Here is a 19,329-nt window from a genome sequence, read left to right on the forward strand (position 1 = left end):
TACTCTTATCTTTTATTTTTTGGTTTTTACCCAAAGTAATTTTACACTAACTTTTTGATTTGTTTCTGCCAAAAATGTATATCCGATGTCATATTATGAGCCTTTGAATTTATTTTTAATTTAGGTATTTATAAATACTATTTTTATGATATAATATAACTAAATTTTCATTTAAACACTAAAGCGGGAGGTAGGGCGATGAATATAAGTGATGTTAATATATATGCATCTTTTTTAGCAGGATTGCTGGCATTTTTTTCACCGTGTGTACTTCCTCTTTTACCGGTATACATAAGCATATTTGCCGGCAGCAGCGCTTCCAGCAGCGAAAAGCATAGCTTAATTGTTGCTAACACCTTCGCTTTCATACTTGGTTTTTCCGCCGTATTTGCCACCTTAGGTCTTTCAGTAACTGCAATTAGCCAATATCTGTTATTTAACAAACCTTTGGTTGTAAAAGTTGCCGGTATTTTCGTGATTGTTTTGGGGCTGTTTTTGTTGGGTTTTTTAAACGTGCCATTTCTTTTAAAGGAGCGTCGAAAGCATTTACAGCCCAAAGCTATCAATCCACTTTCAGCCTTCATATTGGGCTGTACCTTCGCCTTAGGTTGGACACCTTGCATCGGACCTGTACTTTCTTCAGTGCTCTTGATGGCTGGAAGTACTCAAAGTTTTAAATATGGATTTTTGATGCTGCTTGTATTTTCCTTCGGGCTCGCTTTACCGTTTTTTATAATTGCTTTAGCAGCAGACAGAGCAAAGGAATTAATTATCAAAACCAAAAAAATTGCACCTTACTCTCAAAAGGCAGCAGGGATACTTCTGGTCATCATGGGAATTTTATTATACCTTAACAGAATTTAATTGGATTTTATGAAAGAAGGGAGACTTTTATGACCTTAAGGCACAAGACACCCCTACTAGTGCTTTTGTTTATCTTGCTGACACTTGCTTTATTCTCATCGGGATGCAGCACAGAAAGCAAAACAGAAAATAGTAGTGAAAATTCCCAGATGGAATCAGAAAGTCAAATTCAGATTGCTCCTCTGGCTCCTGATTTCGAGCTGGAAGATCTGTCAGGCAAAAAAATAAAACTTTCCAGCCTTCGCGGTAAAATCGTTGTACTTAACTTTTGGTCTTTAGGTTGCAGATATTGTCTTCAAGAAATGCCCGATTTTGATGAATTTAACCGCTCAAAACCTGAAGATGTAATGGTCTTAATGGTAAATTTGGACAGAGCCGAAAGCAGACTATCTGCTTATATAAACAATATGCAGTTTAGCTTTACGGTGCTCAAAGACGAGGCAGCCGAAACGGCCAGAACTTACATGCTCCGGGGAGTCCCAACCACGTTCATTGTTGACAAAGACGGCACTATTAAAGCCCGGGTAGACGGCGCCCTTACCAAAGAACAACTGGAAAGCCTTGTTGCAAATGTATCCCAAGAGTAGCACTTTTTGGGGCAGTTACAAACTGCCCCATATTTTATGTACAATAGCCAACTTACATAAATAGCCAAAGGATACAGAAAAGACATAAGTTTATGCTAATCTATCATTGGAGGTGAAAAAATGGCATACCGAATTCTCTTGGTGGAAGATGATCCAGAATTAATAGAAATTATCTCCGATTATTTCACGGAGAAAAGCGGCGGCCTTTTTGAGCTTGATACGGCAAGGACCGGTGATGAAGGTCTTGCAAAATGTATTGACGATACCTTTGACTTAGTTGTGCTGGATGTTATGCTGCCGGAAGTTGATGGGTTTACCATCTGCAGAGAATTAAGAAAACACAGCGATGTTCCCATCATTTTTTTGACTGCAAGACACGATGAAATGGACAGACTCAACGGGTATCACTTGGGATGCGATGATTATGTAACCAAACCCTTTTCTCTGGCAGAGCTTTATGCCAAGGTTACCGCGTTAATCAAGCGCACCAAAGGCATGGTAAGAAATGAAACCATCACAGCCGGCAAAATCAAGCTAAACCCTTTCCGCTACAGGGTTTTCGTAGATGAGAAAGAAATAATGCTGACACCTACTCAGTTTGCCATTCTAAAAATTCTAATGGAGAACGCCGGCAAAGTGGTAAGCCGTGAAAGCTTGATCACCCGCGTTTGGAGTTATGACTTTGACGGCGATGAAAGAGTTATTGACAATCATATCAAAAAGCTCCGCAGAGCTTTAGGCAATGCTGCCAATCAAATAAAAACCGTCTACAAGCAAGGATATAAACTGGAGGAGTAGAGAAAAATGAAAAACAATGCAAAGCGAGCCATTTTCCTTCGCATCTTTACGGGTTTTATTGCCGTGTACCTTGTCCTAATGGCAGGCTTTAGCGTGTTTTTGATAGCGAGGCAAAACAATATAGAGAGGCTGGAGTTTCACGGCAAGGCTCTTCAACTTAAAGGTACCATAGAAAGGTCACTTAATAACTATCTGGATACAGAAAAGCATATTGCCGATAAAGAGAAATTCAGAAGAGAATTGGATATAAGTTCACATAGTCTTGCTTACGGAGGACTGGAATTTGCCGTTTACACCGGAGGGTATGACCTGATTTATCATACAAACGATTACTGGGTCTGTGAATTTGTTGAACATACCGAGATAACTAAAAAGGGAACTAAAAGATACATAGGCCGTGCTTATTTAAACCCGAAAGCATGGTTCAGCGATAAGGAAATCGCAGAGCTGGAGTATTACTTGTCCAAAGACATCTCTTTTGGTGAAGTAAAGGCGAAACAGTTAGGAGTCCTTGCTGGCTACTTAATTCACATAGACGGTTTTTGGCTAGACCAGGACATGATTATCCCCAATAAGATAGTGGTAACGCCTGCATATGCAGCGGGTTTTGATGAAAAGGGAAATGTAAATTCAGCCAAGGGCAAAGAGGAAGAACAAATTTTATATGTGGCCAACTCTAAAGCCCCAGAAGGCTTGCCTTATTTTGAACGCGGCACAATTAATTCTTTTATATACATGCACAAATCCAAATTAAACAAAGAAAGGCAGGCACTGCTTCGGAATAGAGTTTTGGATCAAGAGATGCTCAAGCAACATATTAAACATTTGGAACTAAATCAGGTTTTATCTGAAAGAGTAAACTTACTGACCTACCGCTACTACATGGTGCTCCCTTATCAATACAGCGCCACCCTGCTGTCTGATGATTCTATTTACAGCAACTTTTGGACCTTTATTGCCGGTGAGGTTTATTTATGGGAAAAATGCAGCAGCACATTGCTTTTTGTCTGGATCAGTTGCCTATTTGTTTTTTTGACAGTGGCTTTGATACTTTCAACTCAAATGTACCAGACTTATCGAAAAAAAGAGGAATTAGAACGGCACAGAATAGAAATGGCCAATGCCTTGGCCCACGACTTGAAACCCCCTTTGAGCATTATCTCAGGCTATGCAGAAAACTTGATGGCAAATATTCATGCAGAAAAGAGGGAGCGCTATGCCGCCCAGATTTTGGATAAAGTAAGCCTCATGGACCGCATCATAAGAGAAATGCTTGACTTATCCCGCTTAGAATCAACAGACCCGGCACTCCGATACCAGCACCTGTCCTTGCATGGGATTTGTCAGGAAATCGTTGACCGTTACAGAGACGTTTGTCACGAAAGGAGTATCCTGGTTCAGCTGGAAGGGGAGCAAACGCTTTCGGCTGATGCGGCTTTAATAAAAAGGGTAATTGAAAACTTTTTTGCTAACGCTCTGGAGCATACACCGGACGGGGGCACCATTCGCATGACAATCTCTGGCAACACTTTTGAAATACACAACAGCGGCAGCCATATTCCTGAAGATAAACTCAAAAGTATCTGGCAGCCTTATTATAAAGCAGATGAGGCGCGCAGCCGCACCCAAGGCACAGGGCTTGGTCTTGCCATTGCCGGAAAGATTCTGGAGGCACACCGATTCTCATACGGAGCTAAGAACTGCGATGATGGGGTAGCATTCTGGTTTAAATTCGCATAAAGGCAGAAGACAACTCAAAGCGTATTACACAAGGGGCAGTCACTAGACTGCCCCTTGGAATATATAAATAGTATTATTTATTTGCGGGTTTGCAGAGGATCTCAGAAATCCAAGTATCAAAGATGTGGGCTGCATGGGCGGGCTTAATGATCACCGCCGTATCTGCCCCTTCGCCAGTGCCTCCAACAGCTATCACTTCTTCATTGTAAGGAATCAGACCTGCATCAAGGGCCATAACTGCTACTTCCACACACACTTTAGTCCCTTGCCCTAACATTCTCAGTGTGTGTGCTAAAATTTCCACAGGGTATGCCCCACCAAATTTATTGCTTATGCCGCGTTCCGCACCGGATAGAACATGGGTTGTGGTGAGCAGCTTTACGCCCGACTCTATAAGTTCACGCCTCACATCCTCAGGCATTTCTGATTCACCGGGTCTTTCAAAACCCACCACATGTGTCACGCAGACAAGATTTACTCCAAGATTTGCTTCTTTAAACAGTTTAGCGGTATAACCGGTGCAGGACGCTACTACTACATGCTTTATGTCTCTCTCCTTAACTGCTTTTTTTACAATTTCCAACGTCTTTTCAGTGTTTTGTTTTCCGGCTTTTTCAAAATACATAACTTTAGCCTCCCATTTCTGTGCTTTGAACATAGTCTTGAATAATTGTTATGCCTGAGCTTGTCCCAATCCTATTCGCCCCTGCGTTTATCATTTCGATGGCAGTTTTAGCATCTCTAATACCGCCTGCGGCCTTAACACCCATACTATCTCCTACCAGTTTTCGCATCAGCATCACATCACTCACATCTGCACCAGCTTTGTCAAACCCGGTAGAGGTCTTTACAAAGTCCGCCTTAGCAGCCTTTGCCAATTGGCAGGCAGAAACCTTCTCATTTTCATCAAGCCTACACATTTCAAGAATAACCTTAACCTTTGCATCGGGGTTAACCGCCTTCACTGCTTTTACCACTTCACTGATATCTTCCTGAACTCCGTAGTAGTCACCGCTCTTCAAAAGGCCTAAATTTATAACCATATCCACTTCTGCTGCTCCTGCCTTCACAGCTTCCACAGCTTCGAAGACTTTAGCTTCGGTAGCCATTGCACCCAGTGGGAAGCCAACAGTCGAACACACTTTGATGTCAGTACCTCCGAGAAGTTTTACGGCATGTTTTACATAACAGGAATTTACGCATACTGAATAAAACCCATATTCTTTGGCTTCAAGACACAACATCTCAATATTGTCAAAGGTGGCAGTTGGCTTTAACAATGTGTGATCTATGTATTTAGCCAACTCTTTTTTTGTAAGCACAAAGAATCACCTGACCTTTTTTATTAATTATTAAATAAAAAAATTTGTGAAATATTTTATATATTGTTAAATATATTCTACCCTAAAATAGATAGCGGTTCAATACAATATTTTCTTAAAAAAGGCAAATACTATACAGAGAATAGGATCAAGGAGTGTTACTATGGCAGACAAAAATAAAATTCCCAATCCCGAAGTAAAATGCGTGGTCAACACTTGCACTCACTGGCTTCCAGGAAATATCTGTGGTGCAGGCAATATCGATATTTTAAATGAAGAAGTAGGCAAGATGTCAAAATCTGCTGAACAAACAATGTGTAAAACTTTTGAGGAAAGAAGGGGCCTTGCAAATTTAATCGGTTCTGCTGACAACGTAAACTGGGTTGGTTTTGCTGAAGAGCTGTTAGGCATAGGACGCAGATTAAACCCAACAGTAACCTGCATTGTAGATACGTGTAAGTATTATCAAGAGGGAGACCTTTGCAATGTGGAGGCAATAGAAATTACAGGCAAAAATGCAAAGGAATGCCAAGCTACCAATTGTGCAACTTTTGAGTATAATGAAAGGCCTTCCAAAAACGAAAAACAGCAGCAGGCACGGGAAAAAGGAGAAAGTTTTTAAAAATAAAAAGCATATTAGTGCCATAAAACCAAAAGCAACAAGGAATCCTTGTTGCTTTTGGTCTATTTAATATTATGAAGCAAAGTCCTGGTTGAATTGAGAACCGTAAGAAGAGCCACACCCACATCGGCAAATACTGCTTCCCACATGCTGGCAACTCCTACAGCTCCTAATGCCAGAAAGATGCCTTTTACCCCCAACGCGAAAATTATATTTTGTATAACTATTTTTTTCGTATGCCTGGCAATCTTTATTGCTTCAGCCACTTTTGAAGGCATGTCTTCCATTATAACTACATCTGCAGCCTCAATAGCGGCATCAGAACCTAAACCGCCCATGGCAATACCAACATCAGCCCGGGTTATAACCGGAGCATCGTTGATGCCGTCTCCCACAAATACTACCTTCCGCCTTGCATCACCTTTGCCCTGCAGTTGTTCTAGCCTTAAAACTTTTTCTTCCGGCAGGAGCCCAGCATGATATTCATCAATGCCTAACTTCTTAGCTATGTTACTTGCAGTGTCTTCTGCATCGCCTGTTAGCATTACAGTCCTCTTTATTCCCAAGTTTTTAAGCTCTTTTATAGCAGAAGCTCCATCTGGGCGGATCTCATCGGCGATGGTTATATAACCCGCATAGCTGCCATCTACCGCAACATGCACTACAGTGCCCGTAAAATCTTCGTGAGCTAATGCAATGCCTTCTTGCTTTAGCAGCTTTTGGTTGCCTGCTAGTATCTTCTTGCCATTAACATTTACTATTATGCCATGGCCCGGAATTTCCTTATAGTCTTTGATTATGTCTTTATCGACAACGTTATCGTATGCTTCCAAAATCGACTTGGCTATAGGATGATTTGAATAAACTTCCGCATATGCTGCCAATTGCAAAACTTCTTGTTCAGAATAGCCGTTTTGAGCTTTGATATCGGCAACTTTAAAAACGCCTTTCGTAAGGGTACCCGTCTTGTCAAATACAACTGTATCCACATTTGTAAGTGCTTCTAAGAAACTGGCACCCTTTACTAATATTCCGTTACGGGAAGCACCTCCAATTCCTCCAAAATACCCTAAGGGAATTGATACTACCAGGGCACAGGGGCATGATATGACAAGCATAGTCAAAGCTCTGTAGAACCACTTGGCAAAACTTTCTCCCGGGACTGCCAGCGGGGGAATTATAGCTATGGCAAGGGCACCAAAAACTACCGCAGGTGTATAGTATCTGGCAAATTTCGTAATAAACTGTTCCGTTCGCGCTTTGCGCCCAGATGCGCTTTGCACCAGATCCAGTATCTTGGAAACGGAAGATTCTCCAAAAGTCTTTTCTACTCTGACTTTCAAAAGCCCCTGCCCGTTTACCATGCCTGCCATTACTTTTTCGCCGGGCTGCACCCTGCGGGGCACCGATTCGCCGGTAAGAGCCGAAGTGTCCACGTTAGAGTCGCCCTCTATTACCTCCCCATCAAGGGGCACCTTTTCTCCGGGCATTACAATTATAGTTTCACCGATCTTTACAGCTTCAGGAGCTACTTTTTCGACCTTGTTATCGATGATCAAATTTGCATAATCAGGGCGAATATCCATAAGTTCTACAATAGAGCGGCGGGACCTGGATACCGCTAAATCCTGAAAATATTCCCCAACCGAATAAAACAGCATAACGCCTACGGCTTCTGGCAGTTCATGAATGGCAAAGGCTCCTATGGTAGCTACGGTCATGAGGAAGTTTTCGTCAAAGACTTGGCCGCGAACAATATTGCCAATGGATTTTTGAAGGACCTCTCGCCCTGCCAAAAAATATGCTACAAAAAATATCCCGTATTCCAAAACCTCATAAGGCCCGTGCAATTTTGTAGATAATACAACTCCGAGGCATAAAGAGATCGCAGATAAAATTATATTAATAAGCTTCCATTTAAGCATGGCTTTATCATCTTCGTCTGTTTCTTTTCTTTTCTCAGAAACCAACTTTTGCGGAATAAGTTTAACATGGGGCTCCACTTTTTGAAGGACTTTTGCAACATCTTGCTCTAAAGCAGGATCTATGTCAATTGTTCGGGTGGCAAAATTCACGGTTAAGTCAGACAGACCTTCCAGCTTTTTGAGCTCGCATTCAATTTTATTCGCACAATTGGGACAATCAAGGCCTTTTAATTCATATTTCATGTTGATCCCCTTTACATTTTTATGTTTGAATAATTGTTCAAATGTTCTTCTGTTATTATTTTACCACTTGCCTTTGAAAAACACAATATAGATTTTCAAAAATACAATGGTGTTTGTCTTCTATTCAAAGCAAAAAGCCACCCTATGATGTGAGAGGTGGCCATAACCGTCATAAATCCCTTGTGAAAAAATAAGACAGAATAAGTGCAATAATCCCCGCAAATAACTTTCCCGCAATGACAGGAACGATCATTTCTGAATAAACCCCTGCAGTAAACCCCAGATGAGCGCCAAATGTAGCTGTTGCAGGGACGAGAAAAGCCGCATTCATGACCTTGCCCCGCGGGTTCATATTTCTCATCATTCCATAAACAGGTATGCTGCTGGCAAGGGATAAAAGGAGGCCGCCGGTACTTGCTTCATCTAAGCCTATCTTTGAGCCAATAATATTTAATGGTTTCGATAGCAGCTTAACTAGAATATGCACCACAGGAAATGCCCCCAGTAACATGACTCCAATTTGAGCGGTGATTGTCAACCCTTCCCAAATTGGTGACAAACCGGGTATTATTTGAATATCTGTAAAGGAGTAAAAAACAGCAAGTATTAATCCAATTAAACTGATTTTTTCTACTAAAAGGCCAAAATATGAAGCGATTTTTATTGCTTTAGAGGGAAATTGCCATAAATACAAGGCTAATACTACAGAAATCACCGCTATTGGAACAGTGTTTTTGGCCAGCATGGCCATTTCAAAGCCTGCTACCATACCGCCTAATATGCTGCCAAAGGGTATGGAGATTAGACCTAACATAATACCCTTAAAAAAATGGGGCCGATCTTCCTGTTCTATCAACCCCAATCCAAGGGGCATGGAAAAGACCAATGTACAGCCAAGCATTGCCGCCACAATCAGACCGGAAAAAAGGCCTGCTTGCCGGCTTTCGGCAAGTGCTATTGCGAGGGAATATCCCCCCATGTCATTGGCAATAATAGCAGCAGCCATAGCAGGGTCAGCACCAAATATCTTGAGTATTGGAGACACTATCGGTTTTACCAGGTTTGCTAAAACCGGTGCTAAAGATACAATGCCTACAATTGCCAATGCAATGGGCCCCATGGCGTTAAAACCTTCTTCAAATTTCTCCCCTAAACCTAATTTGTTGCCAAAAAGTCTGTCAATTCCTCCGATAATACTTCCTGCTAGCATTATGTACAAAATAATACTGTGGATACCCATTTCATACCCCTTACAAATTTTTCTAGAGAATATAATTGTGACATGGCTTAGTTTATAACCTTAAAAGCTATCATGATGAAGGCCTTTCGATTTTTCAGTTCACGATAAGTATTATATCAGAAACGGTGCCTATTTTTTTATTTTTTTGTCATAAAATCAAAAGAGCCTCCTTTTGAGGATAAACAGGACAACTCAAGAGGAGGTTCTTTAAATGTATTCAAGTCATTTATTGCACAATCTTATTTTATTTCAGTTTTTCCCCATGCTTCTCCAAATTCTTTACATCTCTTTTCGGCACTATCGGGATTCCAAAGGACTCTGATTCCTTCATTCATTATTTTAAAACCCGATTTTTCAATACTTAGCTTTACCGATTCTCCGCTCTAACCGTAAGTGCCAAAAGCCGCTGCTTTTTTGTAGACTCAGCCATTCTTCGGGTGCCGTTTCACATGGTATATACTAATTCTCACTTATTGTTATAGTTATTTTGTCTTTAGTTATTTTTCTTATTCGACAATATTTGGTATAATCTTGTTACGAGGGTTAGACGCTTTCAAAAAAGGATTAGGGGTGCTTATCATGAAAAAAACTCTGATAGTATTAATGATCTTAAGCTTTTTAGTACTGACATCTGCCTGTTTAACTAGAGATAAGACTGCGGAAATTACTTTGTATTATACGAATGAATCTAACAGTGAGATACTGACGGAAAAGCGAACCGTTAAGATTTCCAAAGATAAAACCCTTCCTCAGTTAGCTGTAGAAGAATTGCTAAAAGGGCCTGAAACTAATGGGCTAAAATCCACTATACCTGAAGGAACAAAATTATTAAACCTCAATGTCAAAGATAAAATTGCAACTGTCAATTTATCTGAGGATTTTACCGGTTTCCCCGGAACCATGGCAGAAAGCTTGGCCATTATTTCTATAGTAAATACGCTTACTGATTTAGAAGGAATAGAGCAAGTTCAAATCCTGGTTGATGGCAACGAATTAATCGCTCCCAGCGGCAATCCATACGGCCTTTTAAAAAGATACAATGTGGAGCAAATTAATAAGGATTTAAATAAGCATTTTGTCACCCTTTATTTTCCTGATGATCAGGCAAGGTATGTAGTTCCTGAACAAAGAGAAATTACAGATGATGAGCCTATAGCAGAAACGATTGTAAAAGAATTAATGAAGGGGCCTAAAACACCTGGCCTTGCGCCAACAACAATCCCTAAGGAAGCTAAACTTTTATCGGTGGAAATTAAAGACAAAATTGCCTACGTCAATTTTTCTCGAGAGTTGATTGAAAAACATAGTGGCGGCTCAACTGGCGAAATGATGACAATACTACCAATAGTAAATTCCCTTACAGAGCTTCCTGAAATAGAAAAAGTTCAGTTTTTGGTGGAAGGCCAAAAGGAGAAAACCCTTGCAGGTCATATTGCCTTTGATGAACCTTTTGAGCGAAACGAAGACTACATTAAAAAATCAGTCAATTAAGTATCTATATTTGTCATAAAAAACAAAGGTTGTAGGAAGTACTGTTATAAGTTTGTGTACTACCTACAGCCTTTTAAACTTTGTAGACTGACTGTAGTTTGGCTAAATTTAAGCTACCCACTCACAGCAAATCTGCACTGTTTATCAGTTGTTTTGCATATTCACTGGAGGGGTTTTTAAAAACTTCCCCAGCTGGACCTTGTTCTATTATTTCACCTTGATGCATGATATACAATTTATCGGCAATTTTTCTGGCAAGATTCAGATCATGAGTTATGTAAATCATGGCAAACCCAAAAGAATTTTGAAGCCCCTTTAAAAGCCTTAAAATATTGGCCTGAGTAGATGGGTCCAGCATAGAACTTATTTCGTCAGCAATGAGGAGTCTAGGCTCAAGAATCAGGCTGCGGGCTATGGAAACTCGCTGCCGCTGACCACCGCTAAGAGTAAAACACCTTCTCTGCAGAAAATTTTCATCAACGGGAAGCTCCACGGCAAAAAGGGCCTTTTTGGCTTTTTCTTTCCGCTCTTGTGGGCTGTACAGTTTTAATATGTCTAAAGGCTCCGTTACCGCTTGCAGCACCGTAAATCCTTCGTTAATGGAGGAAAAGGGATCTTGAAATATCATTTGAAGGCCTTTTGGTCTGCAGGTCAGTTCATGGGAGGAAACTTTTTGGCCCAGAAATTTTATAATTCCTTTATCGGGTTTGAGATAACCTGAAAGTATGCTTGCAAGGGTGGTTTTTCCCGACCCGGATTGACCTATCAATGCCACAATCTCTCCTGCTCGAACAGTAATATGGCAGTTATTACATGCCACAATACTGCGGCCTTTAAATATAAATGTTTTATATATGCCACTTGCCTCCAAGAGCGTTACAATTCCCCCTTGATTGCAAGCTACTCTCCGCTCCAAGGACACATATTCCAGCTTAGGCTTTTTATCTTTGCACACATCTAATCTTTGGCTGCAGCGCGGATAGAAAGGACACCCATCACCGGCTTTTGAATTGGCAGCAGGTATTCCCCATAAGTCTTGAAAGGGATTTATGGACGGCGATGAATTTATAAGCCCTCGGGTATAGGTGTGCATTGGGTTGTTAAGGATATCTCGTGTCAAACCTTCTTCAAGGATACTGCCCCGGTACATTACACACATTTTACTCGTCAGACTCGATATGACAGAAAAATCATGAGAAATGACAATCATTGAAAACCGTTTTTCCCGCTGCACTTTAGCAAGGAGCCTTACGATTTCGGCTTTGGATATGGCGTCTAAAGAACTGGTAGGTTCATCTACAATAAGGATTTTAGGTTCGCAAGCCAAAGCCATAGCTATAAGCACCTTTTGTCGCATGCCTCCTGACAGCTGATGAGGAAAGTAGTCCGACACAAAAGGTTCTAAACCTACCTGCTCAAGCAAATGAATTACCCTTTTATTAGCTTCCTTTATACTAAGATCAAGGTGACGGGTAACGCATTCCATTATTTGTTCCTTTACGGTCAGAAGGGGGTTTAATGTTTCAAGGCCATTTTGAAATACCATAGCTATATGCTTCCATCTATACTTATTCAGCTGCTTGGAAGAAAGCTCTCGTAAATTTACCCCATTGTACGAAATCTTGCCATTTACTTTAGCATTAGGATTCAAAATACCCATTATGGCAAGGCCCAACGTAGTTTTGCCACTGCCTGACTCTCCTATGATCCCTAATGTTTGACCCGGTTCAAGCACAAAGGAAATCTCTTTTACTGCATGTACCTTTAAATTATGCTGATAATATGTAACAGAAAGATTTTCCACAGTAAGCATATAAATGCTCCTCTTTCGTCCTAAACTTTTCACTTTAAAGGCCCGATAATTTTACATCCCAAACTTTTTCTAATTCTCTGCTCAAGATAGCTGTCGCTAAAACAAGGCATATAATAAAGGCTAGGGGATATACAACCCACCATTTCCAGAAATCCGTAAAATATATCCCTGAAAAGTTTAATGCATAGTTTAATATAAGTCCCCAGCTCTTGCTCGTAGGATCGCCAAGGCCAAGAAATGATAAACTTGCCTCTGACACAATAGCCTTGCTTATGAGTTTTATGAAACTCGTTGCGTATATAGGAAATAATTGGGGCATAAAGTGCCTAAAAGTTATGTAGACAAAATTTGCCCCATATCCTTTAGCCACTTTTACATACGTTTCCTGCTTTAAAGCCAACACCTTTGAACGTATGAGTCTAGCCGGCACTGCCCAGGACAAAATGGAAAGAATTATAATAATGTTTTTTACGCTGGGTCCAAAGAAAGCCCCAGCTACTATCATTATTGGCAGGTTCGGTATGGCCATCAATATGTCTATCACAGCCGTTACAGCAAGATCCGTTATGCCCCCATAATAACCCGATACAATGCCTAAAAAAGCGCCAAGGAAGCTTGATAACAAAGCCGAGCCGATTCCCACTAAAATGCTGTTTCTGGCTCCATAGCAAATTTGCGCCCATAGATCAATGCCTAAATCATCAGTGCCCAGTATATGGGCTTTACTTGGAGCCTCTAAAGCCGAACCCGAAGGCATATTCCATGGATGTTTTGTCAAAATCGGTGCAAATAATGCCATTAGACAAAGCAAAAAGATTATAAACACAGATATTTTGCCTGCTATGGAAAAACGCTTAAATATATAAAGCATCAACCATCACCGTCATACAATTCTTGGGTCAAATTTCTTATATACAATATCGGCCATAAAATTCATAATAAGCACAAAGAGGGTTATGGTAAGAAATATTCCCTGAATCAGCGGATAGTCCCTGACCAAGACAGCCTGCCTCATTAACAAGCCTAGCCCAGGATAATTAAAAACGTTTTCCACCAGTACTGTCCCGCCTACTGCCTGGCCCAAGCCATTAAATATCCTGGTGATAATGGGCAGCGCCGCATTTGTTAAGGCATGTCGAAGGAGTATGCGGCCTGTGGTTATTCCCTTTGCCCTGGCAGTTGTCATGTAATCCTTGTTCATTACCGCAATCATACTGCTCCTGCTAATTAGAAAAAAGTCACCCATCTGGACTACACCAAGGGTAATAACCGGCAAAATCCCATGATACGCTATATCAAATATTCGGTCAGTCCATGAAGCGTAGTCTGCAAAGGGCGTCATGCCTCCTGAAAGAGGAAATAATCCCCAGTGGGCCGCCAGATAGAATAAAAACAAGATCCCTATCAGAAATGGCGGTATCTCCGACACAAATACCATTGTAGAGTAGAGGATTTTGTCAAGAAGACCATTTCGCTGCCACGCTGACAGGCAACCCAGTATAATGCCAAAAAAGCCGCCGATTATCATTGATAAAAACACAAGAGAAATAGACCAGGGAATGCGATTTTTTATGATCGTCCATACGTCATTATTAAAGTATATGCTATACCCAAGGTCTCCTTTTGCCATGCTTTTAAGATAGCCGCCATATTGGACCATAATAGGCTTATCTAAACCGTAGTAAGCTCTTTGCCGCTGGATTTCTTCATCTGAATAAGATATGGTAATTTCCCCTTGTTCACTGGATAAAAAATAAAAGGGGTCTCCCGGCATGAGCCGTGGCAGGCAAAAGTTCAAAGTGATTATTACAAAAAAGGTCATAAGGAGTTTCAGGATTTTTCTATAAACCATACTCATCTTTCCAGATATGATAATTTGTTGTGTGTCACTTCGTGATGGTCAAAGACATGAACCCAGCCATCATATTTTTGGGGTCGAAAAACCGCATATTCAACGGTGTTGTAAAGGGGCAAGAGCGGTATTTCATCAGAGATTATCTTTTGCAGTTCCATTATCATGGCCTTTCTGCTTTCCTCATCGAGTTCTGTAAGCTGTTTTATGCAAAGCTCGTTTATTTTAGGATTGCTGTAACCTGGAATTACGTTAGATGAAGGGCTGCTGTCCTTTGCAACAATAACACCATAGTTTTCCCGTAAGATATCTGCATCCTGACCCCATCCTCCATGGCCTATAAGGGCAAGTTCGTAGTTTTGCTCCTTTACCATGCTGTCACGAGTCTTCATGTCAACCGCCTGAGCCTTGAGATTTATTCCCACCTTGGCAAAATTTATTTTCAAAAGCTCCGCGATCCTGGCTTCTTTCTGATCATCCGCTATGAGCAATACAAGGTCAAGGGTTCTATTGTTAAGTAGCGCTTTTGCCTTTTCCAAATCAAATTCATATTTTGTCACATCAGGATTGTGCCATATGTGGTCAATTGGCAGATATCCTGGACTTGCGGGCACAGCAGCGCCCCTGGCGACCTTTTCGATAAGTTCATTTACATTTATGGCGTGGGCTATAGCTTTTCTTACAGCGATATCAGCAAGTTCCGGTTTTTTCTCCATGTTAAACATAAGCTTATATCCCCAGAAAGCCGGGCTTTTTAAAAGTTTATATTCCTCATTGCCTAAATACCTTGTCATCAAGTCCTCAGGCACTTTAATTAAGTCAATTTCACCTTTTTCAAAAGCCAGCACCGGATCGCTAACGGGAACAAATTCAATTATGTCAACTAATGGCTTTGGACCCCAGTAATCCTTAAAGGCCTGAAAGCGGTAGGCACCCTGTTCTTGACTGTAATCTGTAAGGATATATGGGCCGCACCCAACTAATTTATCTAAATCCGTAACCTTTTTGGGATCATCTATGGTCTCCCAAATGTGTTTGGGAATAATCCTGACAATGCCCAATCTGTCTAATATGGTTGAATTTGGTTCACTAACTGTTATCTTGACCTGGTTTTCATCTATAATATCTATTTTTTCAATAAAGGGCTTTCCGTCAATCAACAGACTATTGGAAACCGGAGGGTGTTTTAAAAAATACTCAAAGGAAAACTTCACGTCTTCGGCAGAAAGTATTTCGCCGTCATGCCATTTTACCTGAGAATTTAAAACAAAGGTATATTCCCTGCCATCGGGAGAAATGCTCCAGCTCTTAGCAAGCCATGGAATGAGACCTTTTTCACCTTTTTCCAAAAGGCTATCATAAATAAGCCGCATCTTTGCCATGCCTGGTCCTCGGGAGTAGTGGGCAAAAGGAGAAGGGAAACCCCAATCTCCGCCTTCCAGGCGAATTATCAAAGGAAAATCTTTTTGCTCATCCGAACCTGCTACAGTATTTTGCTGAGGTTTTAAACCGCAGCCAGTTACATTGAGTGCTATGGCAGCAAGAATTAACAGAATGAGCAATTTGCTTTTATGTGATTTTGTCATGCAAATCCCTTCTTTAGAGTATTTTTGTTCAGATTACGTTGCTTTACAGGTTTTAGGTAATGCCGCTCGCTCAGATTATTTTTTCGATGTTTCTAAACCTCGATTTCTGCAAAAGCCTAAAGCTTTAAGCTCAATATTACCGTAAAAATCTGACATGCTAAGTAAATATTGTTTTATATGTTTTCATCTGTCACTTTTGTTACTCCGCATAAAGCTTTTTAACGGCTTTTTTGTAATCTCGCTAAGAAACATTTGCGAAAAAATAAAATTCGCTCGCTGGCATTATCTACAACCTTTTAAACCTGCCAGTAAAGCCATGCTACCTTTGCTGTAATCTGTTCTGTTATCTTCCCATTTACGGAAATGGTTTTAAGATAGTCTATTATATCTTCTTTACTAACCTGGTCATTAAACCTAATCAACAAAATATCTGCCATTTGTTCTATATCATATTCCTTTGTCCATCCTCTGTCTTGATATGTAATTTTGGGATAATAACCCCATTGCCACAATAGGTTGAAACTAAAGTAGATTTGATTTCCCCAGGATTTACTTTGTATGCCCAGATGTTTCTTTAAGCCTTCCATGACCTGGTCTTTGCGCATTGCAAAGCCGCTCATAAAACAGTGCTTGCGGCTGGCATCAATCATTTGCTTTAAAGCCTCAGCGCTGTCAATTCCAGGGCAAAAAGCGGCAAATACCAGATCAAAATTCCTCTTCCAGCCCAAATCCTTCAAATTTACTTCAGGCCACGAAGCCTGAACAAACTCGATATTTTGTAAACCCCTATCTTGGGCATTATCTCTGGCAAAGGCTATCATCTTTGGGGAAATATCAGTGCCGACTACGGTTTTTGCTTCTTTAGCAAAGGTAAGGGCATACTTTCCCGCCCCGCAGCCGATATCAAGGACGGTGCTGCTTTTTTCAATAGCTCCTTTTTCCTTTAAAAAGTTCAGAAGTTGCTGTGTTTCCTTAATAGCCATCGGCGACGCCAATTGTAAATTAAATTCAGCGGCTCTAGAGTCCCAAAACTTTTGTTGGTCCTTTTTATTTTTACTTTCCATTTTCCAGAGTTTATCGAAGTGGCTTTCCATGCTACCAACCTCGCAAATACTCATCAAAACAATCCAAACAAACAGGCTCGCCTTCCATTATGCGCATTTTGTGCTCGGAAGCTCCTTCACCACATTTGCTGCATATCAATGTATTAAATATTCGCGCCTTCTCCGGCAAATCAAAGGTTGGATTTTTAAAATCGAACAGCTTCTCAACAGGGCTTTTTAAAATTGCCTGTTTACGTTCTTCTCTGGACAAATCTTTACTTACACTGTCCGGTTTAAATACGATTCGCAACTTTTCGCCGGTGTCACGGCGAAAAAAAGTAAAAGCGTGTTTTCCGGTGCCACGGTAAATTAGATTGCCTTTGCCTATTGTGCAACCGGTAATAACTTGAATTGCATCAACCCCACACGCATCGTTTTCAGTAACGCAGACAATTTCTTCATCTTTTGAAAAATCTATTCCTAGTTTATCCCTAGCCGCCTCACATGCTTTAAACCCAATTGCAAGGCCTGGACATTCATGGCCATGAAATGCGACACATTTATCCCAAAGGTTTTTGTCCATTAAAATCTCTCCTCTGCTTTTTAATAAAAAATGAGCCACGCTCACTTCAGAGACTTCATGGCTCATCGCAGTCTTCATGACTTACTCTTTCTGACCGATAACTACAAACATCTCATGATTATCTTCGGTTAAGACGGGCACAAGCTGTGCTTGTTTCATATACTCTTCTATTGTGGCTGCCTCCGGCAATTGATCCTTCCTTACCACATCAAGTTTGGCATGTAAGGAGTTAATTGCCTCTCGGCTTTGAGAGTGGGCTATGACCAGTCTCCCTTTAGGCTTTAGGAGACGGGCCATGAGAGCTACTATCCCCGGTTTATCTTTAAAATGGGGAAAGACCGAATAGCACATGATTAAATCATAATAATTTTCAGGAAGGAGTGTTGTGGCAATATCTCCCAAGATAAAACGTATATTGTCGAAATGATACTTTTGCTTGGCAACTTCCAGCATCTTTTCAGCTATATCAATAGCCGCAATTTCACCTTTTTCACCGACAAGTTCATGTATAAATGGAAGCATTACACCGGTGCCTGTTCCCACATCAAGCACCTTTTGTCCTTCTGATATGCCCGCCATTTTCACAATAGCCTTTAGCTTAGCAGGATCATGAAAGCATATTTCATCCCATTTATCGGCCAGTTTATTGAAATACTCTCTATGTTCCAATATAGTTCCTCCTCAAAATTCTAGCCCCATATTTTTCCAATATTAAAACTACAGCCGGAATAAAAATCAGCTGAATAACTATACCCGGTAGCCCGGTTGTTACACTGGCCATGACGAAAGCTACAGGGCCTGGAAGCCGTGCCGCAAAAAGCGTCGTTAATACCCATACGGCTATGCCTGCAACTATCCGTCCGCATATCATGCTTCCCAATAATGAAGTGTAGACATTTAGATTAAACTTTCTGTACAAATAACTTGTCATAAAACCGTATGTAGCTAGCTCAAACACCATGTAGGGCATTATGGGAAAAGCAGGCGGCATGCCTGTAAACATAGAACTTAAAAAGGGCGTTATTGCCCCTACTGCTAAAGCAATAGGTGCCTCCAGCATAAAGCCTGCCAACAAAACCGGTATGTGCATCGGCAGAAAAGTTGAACCAAGGCCTATCGCATGAAACATCATCGGAAGTACAATGCCAAAGGCAATAAATAGTCCTGCTGCAGCCGTCTGAGTCAGGTTATTTTTCATAAAAGACACTCCTTTCCTTTTTGACCCCGGAAAAATAAAAACCATGAAGTAAGCCGTTTCATACAGCTAACCTTCATGGTTTGTCTTCAGTCGCTTTTATCTTCTTTATATCCTCTTTAATCTGGTGTTAATATAGACCTTCATGGTCTTTGATAAAAGATTAACACAATCTTTATTAGCTGTCAATACCTTTCCTTTAGTCGATCGCGTCAAGATACTATGGGTTTTTAAAACAAAAAAGTATTCCCTCTGGATATATCTTTTCCTTAAGCGTCTCTTATTGACTTAAGGAACTGTGAAGCCCAAGTTCTTTTACCGATATTCAAAATAGTTATGTTGCCGATAGTTTCGTGCGATGTGGTAAGCTTTCGTTTCCTGATAATATCCTGGTCTGTTTTTATCTGCCTTGCTTCATTTACTGC

At 40.8% G+C, this 19,329-nt stretch carries 18 protein-coding genes; 6 read left to right on the plus strand and 12 right to left on the minus strand.

Annotation, left to right across the window (positions count from 1 at the left end; genetic code table 11):
• Window positions 1–198: 198 nt before the first annotated feature.
• From JT739_RS06925 to JT739_RS06940, 4 genes are all read left to right on the plus strand, one after another.
• Window positions 199–864, plus strand: coding sequence for a cytochrome c biogenesis CcdA family protein (locus tag JT739_RS06925; RefSeq protein WP_237660377.1), 666 nt, complete (start codon window positions 199–201; stop codon window positions 862–864).
• A gap of 29 nt (window positions 865–893) precedes the next feature.
• A complete protein-coding gene (locus tag JT739_RS06930; protein WP_237660378.1) occupies window positions 894–1,451 on the plus strand; it encodes a peroxiredoxin in 558 nt (185 codons plus the stop codon).
• 120 nt (window positions 1,452–1,571) lie between these two features.
• A complete protein-coding gene (locus tag JT739_RS06935) occupies window positions 1,572–2,249 on the plus strand; it encodes a response regulator transcription factor (RefSeq protein ID WP_237660379.1) in 678 nt (225 codons plus the stop codon).
• A gap of 6 nt (window positions 2,250–2,255) precedes the next feature.
• Window positions 2,256–3,989, plus strand: coding sequence for a sensor histidine kinase KdpD (locus JT739_RS06940; protein ID WP_237660380.1), 1,734 nt, complete (start codon window positions 2,256–2,258; stop codon window positions 3,987–3,989).
• A 73-nt stretch (window positions 3,990–4,062) separates the two neighbouring features.
• Here JT739_RS06940 and JT739_RS06945 read toward each other — a convergent pair whose 3' ends face one another.
• Window positions 4,063–4,614 (minus strand): pyruvate kinase alpha/beta domain-containing protein, encoded by a 552-nt coding sequence (locus JT739_RS06945; RefSeq protein ID WP_237660381.1) that lies wholly within the window; start codon window positions 4,612–4,614, stop codon window positions 4,063–4,065.
• Window positions 4,615–4,618: 4 nt separating this feature from the next.
• Complete coding sequence (gene deoC, locus JT739_RS06950) at window positions 4,619–5,311, minus strand: deoxyribose-phosphate aldolase (RefSeq protein WP_237660382.1); 693 nt, start codon at window positions 5,309–5,311, stop codon at window positions 4,619–4,621.
• Between the two features lie 163 nt (window positions 5,312–5,474).
• On the opposite strand from deoC, the gene JT739_RS06955 reads away from it, so the two are divergent.
• Window positions 5,475–5,933, plus strand: coding sequence for a DUF1540 domain-containing protein (locus JT739_RS06955; RefSeq protein WP_237660383.1), 459 nt, complete (start codon window positions 5,475–5,477; stop codon window positions 5,931–5,933).
• Window positions 5,934–5,995: 62 nt separating this feature from the next.
• On the opposite strand, the gene JT739_RS06960 is transcribed toward JT739_RS06955, so the two are convergent.
• On the minus strand, window positions 5,996–8,101 hold the full coding sequence (locus tag JT739_RS06960; protein WP_237660384.1) for a heavy metal translocating P-type ATPase: 2,106 nt from the start codon (window positions 8,099–8,101) through the stop codon (window positions 5,996–5,998).
• 169 nt (window positions 8,102–8,270) lie between these two features.
• Window positions 8,271–9,341 carry an ethanolamine utilization protein EutH gene (locus JT739_RS06965; protein WP_237660385.1) on the minus strand — a complete coding sequence of 357 codons (1,071 nt, stop codon included), beginning with the start codon at window positions 9,339–9,341 and terminating at the stop codon, window positions 8,271–8,273.
• 579 nt (window positions 9,342–9,920) lie between these two features.
• Between JT739_RS06965 and JT739_RS06970 the strand changes: the two genes are divergently transcribed.
• Entirely contained in the window at window positions 9,921–10,832 is a 912-nt protein-coding gene (locus tag JT739_RS06970; protein WP_237660386.1) for a GerMN domain-containing protein, read from the plus strand.
• Between the two features lie 121 nt (window positions 10,833–10,953).
• Here the strand turns inward: JT739_RS06970 and JT739_RS06975 are convergent, their stop codons facing one another.
• The 8 genes from JT739_RS06975 to JT739_RS07010 form a co-directional block, all read right to left on the minus strand.
• Window positions 10,954–12,645 carry an ABC transporter ATP-binding protein gene (locus tag JT739_RS06975; RefSeq protein ID WP_237660387.1) on the minus strand — a complete coding sequence of 564 codons (1,692 nt, stop codon included), beginning with the start codon at window positions 12,643–12,645 and terminating at the stop codon, window positions 10,954–10,956.
• Window positions 12,646–12,679: 34 nt separating this feature from the next.
• Window positions 12,680–13,516 carry an ABC transporter permease gene (locus JT739_RS06980; protein ID WP_237660388.1) on the minus strand — a complete coding sequence of 279 codons (837 nt, stop codon included), beginning with the start codon at window positions 13,514–13,516 and terminating at the stop codon, window positions 12,680–12,682.
• 12 nt (window positions 13,517–13,528) lie between these two features.
• Entirely contained in the window at window positions 13,529–14,503 is a 975-nt protein-coding gene (locus JT739_RS06985; protein ID WP_370642596.1) for an ABC transporter permease, read from the minus strand.
• A complete protein-coding gene (locus tag JT739_RS06990) occupies window positions 14,500–16,083 on the minus strand; it encodes an ABC transporter substrate-binding protein (protein WP_237660390.1) in 1,584 nt (527 codons plus the stop codon). Before JT739_RS06990 ends, JT739_RS06985 begins: the two co-directional genes overlap by 4 nt.
• A 296-nt stretch (window positions 16,084–16,379) precedes the next feature.
• Entirely contained in the window at window positions 16,380–17,177 is a 798-nt protein-coding gene (locus tag JT739_RS06995; RefSeq protein WP_237660391.1) for a class I SAM-dependent methyltransferase, read from the minus strand.
• A 1-nt stretch (window position 17,178) separates the two neighbouring features.
• Window positions 17,179–17,709, minus strand: coding sequence for an FmdE family protein (locus tag JT739_RS07000; RefSeq protein WP_370642597.1), 531 nt, complete (start codon window positions 17,707–17,709; stop codon window positions 17,179–17,181).
• A gap of 81 nt (window positions 17,710–17,790) precedes the next feature.
• Window positions 17,791–18,378: a class I SAM-dependent methyltransferase gene (locus JT739_RS07005; RefSeq protein ID WP_237660393.1), complete on the minus strand. Its 588-nt coding sequence runs from the start codon at window positions 18,376–18,378 to the stop codon at window positions 17,791–17,793.
• Entirely contained in the window at window positions 18,368–18,907 is a 540-nt protein-coding gene (locus JT739_RS07010) for an ECF transporter S component (RefSeq protein WP_237660394.1), read from the minus strand. The genes JT739_RS07005 and JT739_RS07010 overlap by 11 nt, the downstream gene beginning before the upstream one ends.
• Window positions 18,908–19,329 lie beyond the last annotated feature (422 nt).

The organism is Tepidanaerobacter sp. GT38, assembly GCF_021991635.1.
GTDB lineage: Bacteria > Bacillota > Thermosediminibacteria > Thermosediminibacterales > Tepidanaerobacteraceae > DTU063.